At 44.0% G+C, this 15,456-nt stretch carries 12 protein-coding genes; 11 read left to right on the forward strand and 1 reads right to left on the reverse strand.

Annotation, left to right across the window (positions count from 1 at the left end; genetic code table 11):
* Positions 1–49 precede the first annotated feature (49 nt).
* Positions 50–1,459, reverse strand: coding sequence for a two-component system sensor histidine kinase NtrB (locus tag JMX93_RS09240; protein WP_499204520.1), 1,410 nt, complete (start codon positions 1,457–1,459; stop codon positions 50–52).
* 135 nt (positions 1,460–1,594) lie between these two features.
* On the opposite strand from JMX93_RS09240, the gene rimO reads away from it, so the two are divergent.
* The 11 genes from rimO to lpxA all read left to right on the forward strand — a co-directional run bounded on the left by rimO (position 1,595) and on the right by lpxA (position 15,420).
* Positions 1,595–3,193, forward strand: coding sequence for a 30S ribosomal protein S12 methylthiotransferase RimO (gene rimO, locus JMX93_RS09245; protein WP_443556893.1), 1,599 nt, complete (start codon positions 1,595–1,597; stop codon positions 3,191–3,193).
* A 209-nt stretch (positions 3,194–3,402) separates the two neighbouring features.
* Positions 3,403–4,128 carry a UMP kinase gene (gene pyrH / locus JMX93_RS09250; RefSeq protein WP_193013011.1) on the forward strand — a complete coding sequence of 242 codons (726 nt, stop codon included), beginning with the start codon at positions 3,403–3,405 and terminating at the stop codon, positions 4,126–4,128.
* 154 nt (positions 4,129–4,282) lie between these two features.
* A complete protein-coding gene (frr, locus tag JMX93_RS09255; protein ID WP_193013010.1) occupies positions 4,283–4,837 on the forward strand; it encodes a ribosome recycling factor in 555 nt (184 codons plus the stop codon).
* Positions 4,838–5,126: 289 nt separating this feature from the next.
* Positions 5,127–5,885, forward strand: coding sequence for a polyprenyl diphosphate synthase (uppS, locus tag JMX93_RS09260; protein ID WP_499204521.1), 759 nt, complete (start codon positions 5,127–5,129; stop codon positions 5,883–5,885).
* Between the two features lie 209 nt (positions 5,886–6,094).
* A complete protein-coding gene (locus tag JMX93_RS09265; protein WP_499204522.1) occupies positions 6,095–6,904 on the forward strand; it encodes a phosphatidate cytidylyltransferase in 810 nt (269 codons plus the stop codon).
* 448 nt (positions 6,905–7,352) lie between these two features.
* Positions 7,353–8,561 (forward strand): 1-deoxy-D-xylulose-5-phosphate reductoisomerase, encoded by a 1,209-nt coding sequence (gene ispC / locus JMX93_RS09270; protein WP_499204523.1) that lies wholly within the window; start codon positions 7,353–7,355, stop codon positions 8,559–8,561.
* Positions 8,562–8,633: 72 nt separating this feature from the next.
* Entirely contained in the window at positions 8,634–10,010 is a 1,377-nt protein-coding gene (rseP, locus tag JMX93_RS09275; RefSeq protein WP_499204524.1) for an RIP metalloprotease RseP, read from the forward strand.
* 262 nt (positions 10,011–10,272) lie between these two features.
* On the forward strand, positions 10,273–12,696 hold the full coding sequence (gene bamA / locus JMX93_RS09280) for an outer membrane protein assembly factor BamA (RefSeq protein WP_499204525.1): 2,424 nt from the start codon (positions 10,273–10,275) through the stop codon (positions 12,694–12,696).
* Between the two features lie 146 nt (positions 12,697–12,842).
* Positions 12,843–13,859: a UDP-3-O-(3-hydroxymyristoyl)glucosamine N-acyltransferase gene (gene lpxD / locus JMX93_RS09285; protein WP_499204526.1), complete on the forward strand. Its 1,017-nt coding sequence runs from the start codon at positions 12,843–12,845 to the stop codon at positions 13,857–13,859.
* A 70-nt stretch (positions 13,860–13,929) separates the two neighbouring features.
* Complete coding sequence (fabZ, locus tag JMX93_RS09290) at positions 13,930–14,439, forward strand: 3-hydroxyacyl-ACP dehydratase FabZ (RefSeq protein ID WP_193013003.1); 510 nt, start codon at positions 13,930–13,932, stop codon at positions 14,437–14,439.
* A 201-nt stretch (positions 14,440–14,640) separates the two neighbouring features.
* On the forward strand, positions 14,641–15,420 hold the full coding sequence (gene lpxA / locus JMX93_RS09295) for an acyl-ACP--UDP-N-acetylglucosamine O-acyltransferase (RefSeq protein ID WP_443517840.1): 780 nt from the start codon (positions 14,641–14,643) through the stop codon (positions 15,418–15,420).
* Positions 15,421–15,456: the final 36 nt, after the last annotated feature.

Here is a 15,456-nt window from a genome sequence, read left to right on the forward strand (position 1 = left end):
AATAAGCAAGTGATTCAGGGTTATTGTTTCATAGGTTGGTTCAAGGTTTTTAAGTATTGGGCGCTGGCTGATTGAAAGGCAAGTACAGCGTAAAACTGGTGTGTTGATGGTTATGGTCATTTTTAAGGCTGTCGTTCAGGCTTTTTGATTGCTGAGAACTCACATCAATCATACCACGGTGATGACTGATGATATCTTGCACGATAGACAATCCTAGCCCCGTCCCTGCGGCACGGCTGGTCACCATCGGGAAAAATATTTGCCCGATCAGTGCAGGATCGATGCCTGAGCCGTTATCGGTAATGTTGATTTGGAGGACTTGCTTGTGCTGTTGCCCAGCAATGGTATGTTGAAAAGCAATTCGGGTTTGAATATGCAGCGTAGGCTTATAACTGATGCTGTCGTTATTGCTCGTTTGTGAGGTGACAGGTTGTCGAGCTTTAGGCTCGGACAATTCTCTTTGCTGCAGCGTTTGCTCAAACTCCGTCATCGATTCACAGGCATTATTAATCAAATTTAAAAATACCTGTATCAGCTGATCTTTATCCGCGCATAACTCGGGCAATGACAAATCATAATCGCGCTGTAGGGTCACTTGTGGATATTGATTAACGACCAAAGATAAAACATGCTCCAGTGGCTCATGGATATTTAGCGTTTGCCAATTTGGTAATTGATTGGAGCCAAGGAATTTCCCGATAAGATGGGTTAGACGGTCCGTCTCTGAGATGATGATATCGGTATAATTACGCAGTTTTACAGCGGTTTTTTGTAGGTTTTGATCATTATTTAATATAGAGTTTGGATAGGCGGTAACAGCAGAAGGTTGATAGTTAGAAGTAGCCGTGTCACTGAATTTGATAAATTTTCGCTGTAATAATTGTGCAGCACCGCGGATACCAGCAAGCGGATTTTTAATTTCGTGAGCAACCGAGCGTAGCATATGACGGGCGACGCTATATTGTTGCTGCTGGCGTTGCTCTTCTGAGATGCGACTTTGGCGATCCTTGCCCCACATCTCAATAATAAAATAAGGTTGCTGCTCATAAATGACAGGGGTCACGCTATAATCGACTGAGAATAATAAATTACCATTCAGTGGTGTGTTGATAAGGTGATCATGATCGATAAAGGGTTGTTGATATTGCTTTGCTTGCTGAAATCTTTCCTTCAAAGAGCAAGTTTGTTCATGGATATCTGCACCACTACTTTTATCGACAGTTATATTGTTATCACTGTAATGCTTGCTATCGGCTGATTTCAATTCTTCGGATGCAAGCAGTGTCAATATAGACTGACCCAGTAAGCGTCCACTGCTAATAGCGAGGAGTTGTTCGGCTTGGGCATTTAGCCAAGTGATAGATAAGTCATCATTGATCCATAAAATAGCTGTGAACAAATGCTGTGACATAAATGCTAAGTCAGGTGTTGGTTTTGTAGGTATCAAATGGGTTGTCATGGCTATTGCCTAGAATAAAAGAATATGCGATATAATATTTAACCATAAATCAACACTATAGAGCGGCAAAACTGGCGATTTTTGCAAAAAAAACGTACAATGCGCACAGCCAATTTATCTCTAGCAAGGTCAGCCATGCCCAACACTTCTACCGAGTCGGTTAATACGACTGTTACTACCTCACCGTCAACTTCTACGCCAACAGATTCTATGTTAAAAGACACTGCCACCGTTTTTAATCCTGCTAAGCCAAATATAGCGCAAGATAATCAGGCAGATGTCAGTCAAGCAAACACTGCCCAACCTTACCATCATAAAGCCAATCACAATCAAAACCGCAGCATTGAGCAAAGCAGCGATGCAACGTTAGCGACTATTAATGCGCCAGTGAACTCAGCACCAAAGATTGGGTTTGTGTCACTAGGTTGCCCAAAAGCGCTGGTAGATAGTGAGCGCATTATCACGGAACTCAGCCGTGATGGTTATCAGGTCGCCAGTGATTATGAGGGTGCAGACCTAGTCGTGGTCAATACCTGCGGTTTTATTGAATCCGCGGTACAAGAGTCGCTTGATGCCATCGGCGAAGCGATTAGCAAAAACGGTAAAGTGATCGTCACAGGTTGCTTGGGCAAAGAAGCGGACAAAATCCGTGAAATGCATCCAGCCGTGTTAGCCGTGACTGGCGCGCATGCGTATGACGAAGTGATCACGGCGGTGGCGCAGCATGTACCTAGACCCAACCGCAGTCTGGACGCCAACTATGATCCAAAAATAGATTTGATTAATGAGGCGGGTATCAAATTGACCCCAAGCCATTATGCTTATCTAAAAATATCAGAAGGTTGCAACCATCGTTGTACTTTCTGCATCATTCCAAGCTTACGTGGAGACTTGGTTTCACGTCCGATTGACAGTGTGATGAATGAAGCGCTGGCACTGAAAAATGCTGGCGTGAAAGAACTGCTTATTATCTCGCAAGATACTTCTGCTTATGGACTGGACTTAAAGTATAAGACCAGTTTTTGGAACGGTATGCCGCTGAAGTCGAAGTTTTATGACTTGTGCCAAGCCTTAAATGACTTAGGCATTTGGGTGCGCTTGCATTATGTCTATCCGTATCCGCATGTCGATAAAGTGGTTGAGCTAATGGGCGAGAAGAAGCTATTGCCTTATCTCGACATTCCGTTTCAACATGCCAGCCATCGCATTCTAAAAGCGATGAAACGCCCAGCGCATAGCGAAAACACCTTAGCGCGTATTAAAGCGTGGCGTGAGATTTGCCCTGATATCGTCATTCGCTCAACCTTCGTTGTGGGCTTCCCTGGTGAGACCGAAGAAGATTTCCAATGCTTGCTTGATTGGTTAGTAGAAGCTCGCCTTGATCGTGTTGGTGCCTTTACCTATTCAGAAGTCGAAGGTGCAGTGGCTAATGATCTGCCAAATCATGTGCCAGAAGAGATTAAGCAAGAGCGCTATGAGCGTTTGATGACGCTACAACAAGACATCTCAGCGCAAAAGCTACAAGAGAAAGTTGGTAAAACTTTGATGGTATTGGTCGATGAAATCGATAGTGAAGAGGGCATTGCGATTTGCCGTAGCTACGCTGACGCACCAGAGATTGACGGTCACGTCTACGTTGATGAGATTACCACTCAAGTTAAAGTCGGGCAATTCTTAACGGTCACTATTGACGACGCTAGCGAGTATGATTTGTTTGCCAGTTACAAAGGCTAAGCAGTCACTGTAATAGGCGCATGAAAATTGCCCAATCGCGGGCAGTTTTTGCTACAATTAGCGCAATTTAGCCTTTTTACACGTTTGTCATTAGTTGCGGTGTTTCTTATAGCACCTCGGTGATGACACTTCGGGTAAATTCGAAGGCAAACTCTATTTGTGTTTTACCGCTCATTTTAATTATAATTTAATGCTAACAAGGTGACCTCATGTCTGACAAAAACCCGCGTTACTCTCGTATCTTGTTGAAACTCTCTGGTGAAGCCTTAGCTGGTGGCAAAGAGATGGGGATTGATACCGAAGTGCTCGATAAGATGAGCTTGTCTATCGCCCATTTACGCGGTCTTGGCGTTCAAGTGGGTATCGTGGTCGGCGGTGGTAACTTATATCGCGGCGCGCAGTTGCAACAAGAAGGCCTAGTCGGCCGCGTCACAGGCGATCAGATGGGTATGCTGGCAACGGTCATGAACGGTCTTGCCATGCGTGATGCGCTTGAGCGCCGTAATATCAAAACCCGCTTGATGTCAGCCTTGCCGATAGGTGAGGTGACCGAAAGCTATAGCAGTCGCAATGCCATTCGCTATCTCAAAAATGGCGAAGTATGTATTTTTGTTGCTGGTACGGGCAATCCTTTCTTTACCACTGATACGGCTGCTTGCTTACGTGGTATTGAAATCGAAGCTGGCTTAATTCTAAAAGCCACTAAAGTTGATGGCGTTTATGACAAAGACCCAAGCTTACATGACGACGCGGTCAAGTACGACGGTTTGACCTTTGATGAAGTGTTAGAGCAAAAGCTTGGCGTTATGGATTTAACCGCCATTGCATTATGCCGTGAGCACAACGTGCCGCTACAAGTGTTTGATATGACCAAGCCTAATGCGTTATTAAACGTCATCATGGGCGAAAATGAAGGCACACGCGTTTATCACTGATTTGCCTGAATACCCTAAATATTAATACGAGAATGCCAGTCATTAAAATTAGGCCAGTTGCTAACAACTGCCAGTCGTTAATAATTAGTAGTGAACACCCGTATATTTACTAACAAATGAATGATTTATCGACAGCGATAAATAAGGATATCTAATGATCAAAGAGATTAAGCAAGACGGCGAAGCGCGTATGCAAAAAACCTTGGAAGCGCTTGAAAGCACCTTTAGTAAAGTCCGTACAGGTCGTGCGCATCCAGGTATGCTATCAGGTGTGATGGTCAGCTATTATGGCTCTGATACCCCGCTTAACCAAGTGGCTAGTGTCAACGTTGAAGACTCACGTACGCTGATGGTTCAGCCGTTTGACCGTACCATGGTACAAGCGATTGACAAAGCCATTCGCGAAGCAGATTTGGGTCTCAACCCAGTGACCGCTGATGTGATTCGTGTGCCGATGCCTGCATTGACAGAAGAAACACGTCGTGACATGCAAAAACTTGCGCGTGGAGAAGCAGAAAGTAGCCGTGTTTCTATCCGTAATATTCGCCGTGATATGATGAATGACATCAAAGAATTGGCAAAAGAAAAAGAGATCTCAGAAGACGACGAGCGCCGTGCCAGTGACGAGATTCAAAAAATCACTGACAAGTATATCGAGACGATTGATAGCCGTTTGAGCAAAAAAGAAACCGATTTGATGGACGTTTAAAACACTGGTTTTTCGATCGTGTAAGACAAAAACCCGTTACGTCATATCCTTATAATAAGCAGCCAATCTGTCAGTACTATTGGCTGCTTATTATTGTGTAGATGGTACCGATAATAGTGTCAATGTTATATTAATCGGATACGGTCTGTATTTTATAAGCGCTATCTTGCAAACTAAATCACGCCTATAGACGGGTTTATGATAAGTTTGTGAATTGTGGTTATGACGCTTTCTAATCGTTATCGCACCCGTTATTATTATTTTACCTTAACAATAAGCACTTTCGCCTATGTCCACTTCAGCCGTTTTGGCTCCTGATCTTCTTCCACGCCATATCGCTATCATCATGGATGGCAATAATCGTTATGGTAAAGCCAATGATTTGGGCAAAGGCCAAGGGCATGTAGCTGGCAAAGATGCACTCGATCCTATCGTCGAGTATTGCGTTAATACGGGTATCGAAGTATTAACGGTATTTGCATTTTCTAGTGAGAATTGGCAACGCCCGCCCAGTGAGGTGGCACTACTCATGCAACTGTTAACCTCAACCATTCATGAGCAAATACCACGCATGAATGAGTATCGTATTCGTCTGCGTTTTATTGGTGACCGCAGTCAGCTGAGTGATGATTTGCAAGCATTAATGGCGGACGCTGAAGCAAAAACAGCAGACTTTGAAGCTATGACTCTGGTCATCGCTATCAGTTATGGTGGGCAATGGGATATTACCCATGCAGCAAAACAGCTGGCGCAGCAAGTAGAGGCTGGTCAGTTGCGTGCTGATGATATTAATAAAGAATTGCTCGGTAACTATGTACAATTAGCAGATGCACCAGCAGTAGATATGCTGATACGCACGGGCGGTGAGTACCGAATATCTAACTTTTTATTGTGGCAGTCAGCCTATGCCGAGCTATTTTTTACCCAGACATTATGGCCGAATTTTGCAGCAGATGAGCTGGCAGCAATGGTAACAGAGTTCGCTCAGCGGCAGCGCCGTTTTGGTAAAACCAGTGAGCAGATAGTGATAGAGCAAGCCTGTCGTTAATACGTTCATTGTGTTAAGTGTTTGCCGATTATTTTGTAAAGGAAAGAGCTCTTACAAAGCCGCTATCGTATAAGTAGTTAATATTGCTTGTTTGTGAAATAATAAACCGCATTAATGAGTGTCAATTGCTATTAATAGGCTATTGTAGATTAGCTGCTATAATGCACTTTTTGACCATGCGTTTTTCATTATTATAAGGCTCAATAATTATGTGGCAACGAATTAAGACGGCAGTTGTTCTCGTTATTATCGTTGGTATTGCAATGTTTGCGAGCCAAACCCCTATTTTATTTGCACCGCTGTTAGCGATTGGTGTCATTATCGCCGCTCATGAATGGACTAAGCTGATGCCTAAGTGGCGTCAGCCTGCGCTGTTTGTGCTATTGGTTTTGGTATTGACCCTAGTATCACTCATGTTTAAAGTGACATGGCTGTTTTGGTGGGTGGCTTCACTGGCTATATGGCTAATGGCGCTGTCTTGGGTGCGAGTTTTCCCGACTCATACCAACTGGTATGGTAAAAAATTGGCATTGATGGGTGCGGTGATATTGACCGCATCGATTACGGCTATGTTTTATTTGTGGCAACTGTCAGCATGGTGGTTGCTCTATGTGTTCCTATTGGTCTGGTGCGCAGATAGTGGCGCTTATTTTGTAGGGCGTAAGTTTGGTCGTCGCAAAATGGCACCAAATGTCTCACCCAATAAAAGCATGGAGGGGCTGGCCGGTGGCCTTGTCACGGGTTTGCTCGTGGTCATTGCCATCAGTGTGTTTAAGCTACAACTGACTGGTGTGCCGTTAGTCGTATTTGTAGGACTATCAGCGTTAACCATTTTAGCATCGGTACTTGGTGATTTATTTGAGTCGATGCTTAAGCGCCGCGCTGATGTCAAAGACTCAGGTACTATTTTGCCAGGGCATGGCGGAGTGCTTGACCGTATCGACTCGCTGCTATCTGCCACACCGATATTTGCGCTTGGGTTTTGGGCGATACAGCAGTTAGGTTTGATAGTGGTTTAGGACTGAAAAAATGATTCATATATTAAGGTCTGTTGAACATTCAAATATTAGGGCTGCTGATCGCTAAAATCGCACCAAACTAGGCGTAAATCGACGATAATGTCGAGACATTAGTTAGGTTGGCAACAACGTTTGGAGGGGTTTTAGCATCAGCCTTTCAGGGCAGGACTATTTTTTGCTAATACATGGCGAAATTGTCTAACCTAGAATGACTAGGCGTCAAAAATTTCACTGCGTATTGTCTAAAAAATAGCCTCTGCCAGTACCATATTTGAATGTTCAACAGACCCTAATTACAGTAGTTAAGATGAATGACTAATTTGAGTAAGTATTTTACTCTGATTGATCGCTGCTTATAGTCAATACACTTGATATCGTTCACCTCTTATTTATCAGACGTTTTATCGATTTCTTATTTAATTTTTTAGAGTATCATTTACAGGCACCGATGGTTATGACGCAACGCATCGCCGTACTAGGCGCGACAGGTTCGATTGGCGATAGCACGTTAGCAATATTAGCGGCGCAACCACAGCTTTACACCGTCTACGCTCTGTCAGGCTATCACCGTTTAGACAAACTATTTGCACTCTGCCATCAGTTTTTGCCCAAACGCGTTAGCGTACCGACCGCTGCAGTCGATGATTTTGCCCAGCGACTCCGTGCAGCAAATCTTGATATCGATGTGGTAGGTGGCGAAGCAGGGCTAGTCGATATTGCAACTGATTCGCAGACGGATACTGTCGTTGCTGCCATCGTAGGCGCGGCAGGACTGCCTTCTACCTTAGCAGCAGCACGCGCAGGTAAGCGTATTTTGCTCGCCAATAAAGAAGCGCTGGTGATGGCAGGGCAGGTAATGATCAATGCGGTCAAAACACATAACGCAACTTTGTTGCCTCTCGACTCTGAGCACAATGCCATTTTTCAGTGTTTACCACTGGCTATTCAGCAGGATAATACCCAAATTCATCAATCAGATTATGGTGTACGCAAGCTATGGTTAACGGCCTCTGGTGGACCATTTTTGCAAAAATCGTTTGAGCAGATGCAGCAAGCGAGCGTCGCTGAAGCGGTCAAACATCCAAATTGGTCAATGGGTCAAAAGATATCCGTCGATTCAGCAACGATGATGAATAAGGGTTTAGAGTTAATCGAGGCTTGCCATTTATTTGATTTGTCTGAAGATAAAATAAATGTGGTCATTCATCCACAAAGTATCATTCACTCAATGGTAGAATATAGCGATGGTAGCTATTTAGCGCAGCTTGGCAGTCCAGATATGAAAACGCCCATTGCTCATGCGCTCAGTTACCCTGACCGTATCGATAGCGGCTCGCAGCCACTGGATTTATATGCGCTCAGCGGCTTGGAGTTTATTGAGCCTGATTTGCAAAAATTTGCGTGTTTGCGTTTGGCAAGACAGGCGATGCAAGCGGGCACACAAGCGACGATTGTTTTAAATGCGGCCAACGAAATTGCCGTGGCGGCGTTTTTGGCTGGGAAAATTCGCCTGACTGACATTGCTGATATCAACGAGCATGCTTTGAATGATATACAGCTACCACCATTAAATGAAACGGCTGATATAGAAGATATTCTAGCAATTGATAAGATAGCGCGTCACCTTACGGGCAAACTTGTGGCAAAGTTGATGTAAATGTATCAACAGCTGCGTCGTTAAAAAATGATGTTAATAAAAGATGCTAAGAAACCATACTGAGAAAAGATCATGACGTTTTTATTAACGCTCCTTGCGGCAATATTTGTCTTAGGTCCGCTCATTGCCTTACATGAGTGGGGGCACTATATCGTCGCTCGTCTTTGCGGCGTTAAAGTATTGACCTATTCTATTGGTTTTGGTCCCAAACTCTTTGGCTGGACGAGCAAAAAAAGCGGTATTGATTATCGTATTTCGGCCCTGCCACTTGGTGGTTATGTCAAAATGCTCGATGAGCGTGAAGGCGAGGTAGCAAAAGCTGAGCAACATCTGGCATTTAATCGTCAGCATCCGCTCAAAAAGATTGCGATTGTTGCGGCTGGCCCTATCATGAATTTTGTCATTGCTATTGCGCTGTTTTGGGTGTTGTTTATGACGCCATCGGAGCAGCTGGCGACCAAGATTGGGCAGGTATTACCTGATACGCCTGCTGCCATGGCACAGCTGCCAGTTGGCGACAAAATCGTTGCGATTGACGGTCATGAGGTACAAACATGGGAAGGCATCAACTATCGCCTTGCTGGACGGATGGGTGAGACAGATAATGTTAGTATTACTCTGCAATCAGAGACACAAGATGATAATGCGATCAAAACTTATCAAGCGCCCGTAACTCAGTTTATGCAAGGCAGCGCGCAAGGTAAAGATGCATTGACCAGCTTTGGTATGCTGCCATGGCAACCAGATATTGCACCGATAGTAGGTGATTTGACCCCTGATGGTGCCGCCAGTCGCCAAGGTCTAAAAGTAGGCGATCGTATTATTGCTATCAATGATCAACAAATTAAAGATTGGATCAGTGCCACTCGTATCATCCGCGATAGTTCTGAAACCCTGCTTAATTTCACGGTATTGCGTGATGGTAAGCCCGTTCAGCTTCAGATTATGCCGCAAGGCAAAAAAGACAATTTGGGTAATGATTATGGGCAAATTGGTGCTATGGTGGCACAGTCCGAAATAGTTATTCCTGACGCTTATAAGACTACCATGGTTTATGGCCCTGGTGAGTCACTGGTAAAGTCATTTGAAAAGACAGAACAGTTAGCCGTCATGACGGTAAGCTCGATGGGCAAGATGCTGTCTGGCATGATTGGTTTGGACAATTTGTCAGGGCCGATTACAATCGCCAAAGTGGCCAAACAGAGTTTTGATATTAGTTGGCAGATGGTATTATCGACGGCAGCTTTGATTAGTTTGAGTCTTGCTGTACTAAATCTTTTGCCCATTCCTGTATTGGATGGCGGTCATATTGTATATTATCTTATTGAATTGATTCGTGGTAAGCCACTTTCAGAAGGAGTGCAAATGATTGGACTAAATATCGGTTTACTCTTGCTGGCAGGTTTCATGGTGTTAGCAATTGGTAATGATATCAGTCGGCTGTTTTGACTATTGAATCGCTAATATGATCGATAAGGCACGAGATACTAATGGTTTTACGCCTATCATGGACTGATTATTGCCATAATAGGTAGCATGCTTTGTATCTTGGCCTCTGTACTAATCGTAATTTTTAGTTTATTTTGTGATGCATTTTATATAAAGTGTTCTGAGTCTCCCGCGTGTGAGCTTAAATTTCATGCGAAATGGGCTAGACAATATGGGCTTTTTAACTTAACTTAAGCAAGTTTTTTATTGACGGATAGTGTTTATGCGTACGCCTTTATTTATGAGCGCGGCAGGGTTGCCGTTAGTTGTAGCGATGATGAGTATGCCAGTGCAGGCTGCAGAATTTGTAGTCACTGACATCGGTTTCAATGGTTTGCAACGTCTAACCCCCGATAGCCTCTATCCGGTTCTGCCTATTTCGGTAGGGGATACGGTGAATGACAGTAGTTTGGCAGCCAGTATTAAGGCGCTCTATGCGACCGAAAATTTTGCTGATATTCAAAGCCGTGTTGAAGGTGGACAGCTACGGTTTGATGTCGTTGAGCGCCCAACGATTGCTGAAGTCAATTTTGAGGGCAATAAGCTCATTCCAAAAGAAGGGCTAGAGCAAGGGCTAGACAATGCTGGTCTGTCTGTCGGTAATGTGCTGAAACAAGCCACGCTACAAGGCGTCGCCAATGAACTACAGCAGCAATATATCAGCCAAGGCTATTACAACAGCAATATCGAGGTTGATCAAACGTTACTTGATGGCAATCGTGTCAAGCTCGATGTGCGTTTTGTTGAAGGCAAACCTGCCAAAGTGGTCGATATTAATATCATTGGCAATAAACACTTCAGTGATGAAGAAATCAAAGACGTTTTCGCGGTAAAAGAGTCGTCTTGGACACGTCTGCTGTCAAAGTCTGATCGTTATGCCAAAGAAAAGCTGGCCGCCAGTCTAGAAAATCTAAAAGCACTTTATCAAAACGATGGTTATGTGCGTTTTGCAGTAGATAATGCGGTGCTCAATATCAGTGAAGATAAGAGCAGTGTATTTATCGAAGTAAGCCTGAGCGAAGGCGAACAATACCAGTTTGGCGAAGTGAATTTCTTAGGCAAGCCGACTTTTGAGAATAATGAGCTAAAAGAGTTGGTGACTTTTGCACCCAATGAAAAATACTCGCAAGCCAAGCTAGATGAAACCACCGCGGCACTTAAGAGTCGTTATGGTAATGAAGGCTATTATTTGGCACAGGTTAGACCAGTACCACGTATCAATGATGATACCAAAGTAGTGGATGTCGACTATTTCATCGACCCTGCACGTCCTATTTATGTTCGTCGTATCAACTTTACTGGCAACATCAAAACTCAAGATGAAGTACTGCGCCGTGAGATGCGTCAATTAGAAGGTGCTTTGGCGACTAGTGACAAAATACAGTTATCACGCACACGTCTAATGCGTACTGGCTTCTTTAAAGCCGTCAACGTTGATGTGAAACCAGTACCGAACCAGCCAGACCAAGTAGATATTAACTATACGGTTGAAGAACAGCCTTCTGGTAGTTCAACTATTGCGGCGGGTTACTCGCAAAGCGGCGGTGTGACTTTCCAGTTAGATCTAACACAAAACAACTTTATGGGTACGGGTAACCGTGTGAAAGCGGCACTATCGCGCTCAGAAACCCGTGATTCTTATAGCTTGGGTTATACTGATCCGTACTTTACCGAGAATGGCGTCTCACAAGGTCTTAGTGCCTATTATCGTGAAACGAAATATGATGATAGAAACGTCAGTAACTATGTCACCGATTCTTATGGTGCCACGCTCAACTATAGCTATCCTGTTGATGAAACCAAGCGCGTGAGTGCGGGTTTGAACGTCGATAATACCTCAGTTCGAGGCGGTCGCTTCTTAGGCATATCAAACGTACAGCAAATTATTGACGATGGCGGCACGTTTGAAAACTTTGTCAATGATGAAAATGAGGCTTCTGGACGCACAGGCTTCAAAAATGATTACAATACTTATAATCTGCTATTTGGCTGGGACTATAGTACTTTAGATCGCCCAGTGTTTCCGACCAAAGGCATGAGCCATACGGTCGATGGCACCATTGGTCTGGGTGATGCTAGCTATCAAAAACTCGTTTATCGCGGCAATATCTATTATCCTTTCTACAAAGACTGGGTCGCACGTGGTTATACCAAGCTTGGTTATGGTAACGATTTGCCATTTTATGAAAACTTCTACGCTGGGGGCTATGGCTCCGTACGTGGTTATGAAGCCTCAACACTTGGGCCAAAATCACAAACATATTATGATGCCATAAATGATGACGTGCGTTACAAAGACGAAGACATTGGTGGTAATGCGCTAGTCAGCTTCGGTAGTGAGCTAATATTGCCAATGCCGTTTAAGGGTGATTGGGCGGATCAAGTGCGTCCAGTATTGTTCGCTGAAGGTGGTCAAGTATTTGATACTACCGATAAAGAAGATCGTACTTTTATCAATCCTAATGACGGTACTGATACGGGTGTGCCCCTGCTGACACAAGACAATAGTATGCGCTTTAGTGCGGGTGCAGGTATAACATGGTATACGCCAATTGGTCCAATTTCACTAAGTTATGCTATACCTATTGGTGATAAAGAAGGCGATGAAACTGAAAAAGTTCAGTTCCAGATTGGTAATACGTTCTAACTTAGCATGATTGTTTGCGTTCATCTCATTCCCGATAGCAGTTACTTAGATGAACGTAGCATCTGTTAAATATCAGTAGATCGCCAAGGTGATTGTTCAGCTTGGCGATTGTCTTATTCATAATAATAGTCATAATAATAGTCACTATGATAACGATTGAGCAACTTATCACTCGGATTGAGCAGCGTCAGCCTATTACCAATAAGGCTGAAATTAACGCTGAACAGTTACGTCAAAAATTCAGTAGTATTGGTAGCTTGACCACGGCTGATCATAATCAGCTAAGTTTTTTGGCTGATCCCCATTATATTTCTAGTCTGGCAATAAGTAACGCAGGGGCTGTATTGGTCACTGCAGAATATCGCGACCAAGTGCCCGCCACAGCGATAGCGTTAGTCGTCGCAAGCCCATACTTAGCTTATGCTGGTGCCAGCCAGTTGTTTGCTCGTGAGTCACTGTCTGGTGGCATTCATCCTAGTGCTGTGATTGCTGATAGTGCAGTCATCGGTGAGCAGGTGAATATCGGACCTTTTTGTGTGATCGCTGATTATGTACAAATTGGTGCGCGTAGCTCACTTGCTGCACATGTAGTGATCGACGCAAATACGACTATTGGTACTGATGGCGTCATTAAATCACAAGTGGTGATCGGGCATGATTGTGTCATCGGTGACCATGTGAGGTTACACGCAGGTGTGAGTGTGGGTGCAGAAGGTTTTGGTTTTGCACCAACCAAAGATCCTAGTGCCACTGGTTGGGAACGTATTGCTCAGTTAGGGCGAGTAGTGATTGGCAACCATGTACGAATTGGTAGTCAAACTTGCATTGACCGAGGAGCCATCGATGATACGGTCATTGGCAATCATGTTATTATTGATAATTTGGTACAAATTGCTCATAACGTGCGTATCGGTGATGGCACGGCCATCGCTGCCCAAACGGGTATCGCAGGCAGTACCAGTATAGGCAAGCGCTGTATTATTGGCGGTGCGGTCGGTATCACAGGTCATATTGAGATTACCGATGATGTCACTTTATCTGGGATGACCATGGTAACCAAATCTATCAAAAACGCCGGTTCATACTCATCTGGAACGGCTGCGATGCCGACAGCTAACTGGCGACGGGCAGCTGTACGCTTTCGCCAGCTTGGGCGTGATTAGCGCAAATATCAATCCATATACAAACACAGTAAAATCATAGCGATTTAAAACATAGCAAGGAAGCACCATTATGAGCGGCACCGATATCGATATTTTAAATGACAAAGAAATGAAAAGCTTAGCTGAACAAGGTCTTACGCTGCCATTAACTTACCATACTTTAAAGCATTATTTGCCACACCGTTATCCTTTCTTATTGGTCGACAGGATTATTGATTGCACACCTGGTGAGTGCATTACGGGTATTAAGAATGTGACGATCAATGAAGAATTCTTCAATGGTCATTTTCCTGATGAGCCGATTATGCCAGGGGTACTCATGGTTGAGTGCATGGCTCAGGTTTCAGGTGTGCTCGGATTTATTAGTGCCGGTCTAACCGCAGAAGATGGTTATCTATATCTGTTTGCAGGTGTTGATAAAGTTCGTTTTAAGCGTCGAGTGATTCCTGGTGATCAGCTGACTATTCGTGCCAAAACAGTAATGCAGAAGCGTGGTATTTATAAATTTGACTGCACTGTACATGTTGATGATGAGTTAGCCGCCAGTGCACAAATAATGATTGCCCGCCAAGAACAATAACGCTTATTAATCGCCATTATCTCCATAGTTGACCTAAATCTTTAAAGAAAGTATCTAAAGAATTAGGTCAAAATGGGTCATAAGCATTATAATTGACCCTCGTATTTAACAGCAGAGCCATGCTTAGGTTTTTTCATAAAACTAAATTGGCTGTATTTGTTTTACCATTTACTCGCATCAGATCATACAAAGGCCCACATTATGAGTCAGATCCATCCAACAGCACTCATCTCACCGTCCGCCCAGATTGATGAGACTGCTATCATTGGTCCGTATTGTATCGTCGGTGATGAGGTAACGATTGGCGCTCACACGGTTTTGCATCGCCATGTAGTTGTCACCAAATTGACGCGTATTGGTCAACACAATGAGTTTTATCAGTTTGCGAGCATTGGCGAGGATCCTCAGGATTTAAAGTATGCTGGTGAGCGTACGTGGCTTGAGATTGGCGATCATAATACCATTCGAGAAGCCTGTAGCTTACACCGAGGCACCGCACAAGATAGTGAGCTAACTAAAATAGGCAGCCATAATCTTCTGATGGTAAACACTCATGTGGCTCATGACTGTGTGATTGGCGATCATAATGTATTGGCCAATAATGTTGGCGTTGCAGGTCATGTGACTATCGGTAACCACACGATCATTGGTGGTAATTCAGGTATCCATCAGTTTTGTACTGTCGATGATTATAGCTTGATTGGTGGCGCGAGTCTGATCCTAAAAGATGTAGCTGCTTTTACTATGGTATCTGGTAATCCAGCAACGACTCATGGTCTCAATGTGGAGGGAATGCGCCGCAAAGACTGGTCAAAAGAGACTATTGATGTGTTACGCCAAGCGTATCGTACGATTTTTAGATCCGGTTTGACGACCGTGCAAGCACTTGAAATTTTGAATAATGAGCTGCTACCAAAAGAGCCAAAAATTCAATTGCTCATTGACTCACTACAAAAAAGCCGCCGTGGTGTGGTGCGCTAAAACTGTGGTTAGTGTTTGCTGAAAAGTATATTGGGT

Origin of the sequence: Psychrobacter muriicola 2pS, assembly GCF_904846535.1 — a bacterium.
In the GTDB taxonomy this organism is placed as follows: Bacteria; Pseudomonadota; Gammaproteobacteria; order Pseudomonadales; family Moraxellaceae; genus Psychrobacter; species Psychrobacter aquimaris.

What these genes read in the sequence shown, in the direction of transcription:
- frr (WP_193013010.1), top strand. Translation starts at nt 4,283, where the DNA reads ATGATCAAAGAGATTAAGCAAGACGGCGAAGCGCGTATGCAAAAAACC.
- lpxD (WP_499204526.1), top strand. Translation starts at nt 12,843, where the DNA reads ATGATAACGATTGAGCAACTTATCACTCGGATTGAGCAGCGTCAGCCT.
- rseP (WP_499204524.1), top strand. Translation starts at nt 8,634, where the DNA reads ATGACGTTTTTATTAACGCTCCTTGCGGCAATATTTGTCTTAGGTCCG.
- ispC (WP_499204523.1), top strand. Translation starts at nt 7,353, where the DNA reads ATGGTTATGACGCAACGCATCGCCGTACTAGGCGCGACAGGTTCGATT.
- pyrH (WP_193013011.1), top strand. Translation starts at nt 3,403, where the DNA reads ATGTCTGACAAAAACCCGCGTTACTCTCGTATCTTGTTGAAACTCTCT.
- rimO (WP_443556893.1), top strand. Translation starts at nt 1,595, where the DNA reads ATGCCCAACACTTCTACCGAGTCGGTTAATACGACTGTTACTACCTCA.
- JMX93_RS09265 (WP_499204522.1), top strand. Translation starts at nt 6,095, where the DNA reads ATGTGGCAACGAATTAAGACGGCAGTTGTTCTCGTTATTATCGTTGGT.
- lpxA (WP_443517840.1), top strand. Translation starts at nt 14,641, where the DNA reads ATGAGTCAGATCCATCCAACAGCACTCATCTCACCGTCCGCCCAGATT.
- JMX93_RS09240 (WP_499204520.1), bottom strand. Translation starts at nt 1,459, where the DNA reads ATGACAACCCATTTGATACCTACAAAACCAACACCTGACTTAGCATTT.
- bamA (WP_499204525.1), top strand. Translation starts at nt 10,273, where the DNA reads ATGCGTACGCCTTTATTTATGAGCGCGGCAGGGTTGCCGTTAGTTGTA.
- fabZ (WP_193013003.1), top strand. Translation starts at nt 13,930, where the DNA reads ATGAGCGGCACCGATATCGATATTTTAAATGACAAAGAAATGAAAAGC.
- uppS (WP_499204521.1), top strand. Translation starts at nt 5,127, where the DNA reads ATGTCCACTTCAGCCGTTTTGGCTCCTGATCTTCTTCCACGCCATATC.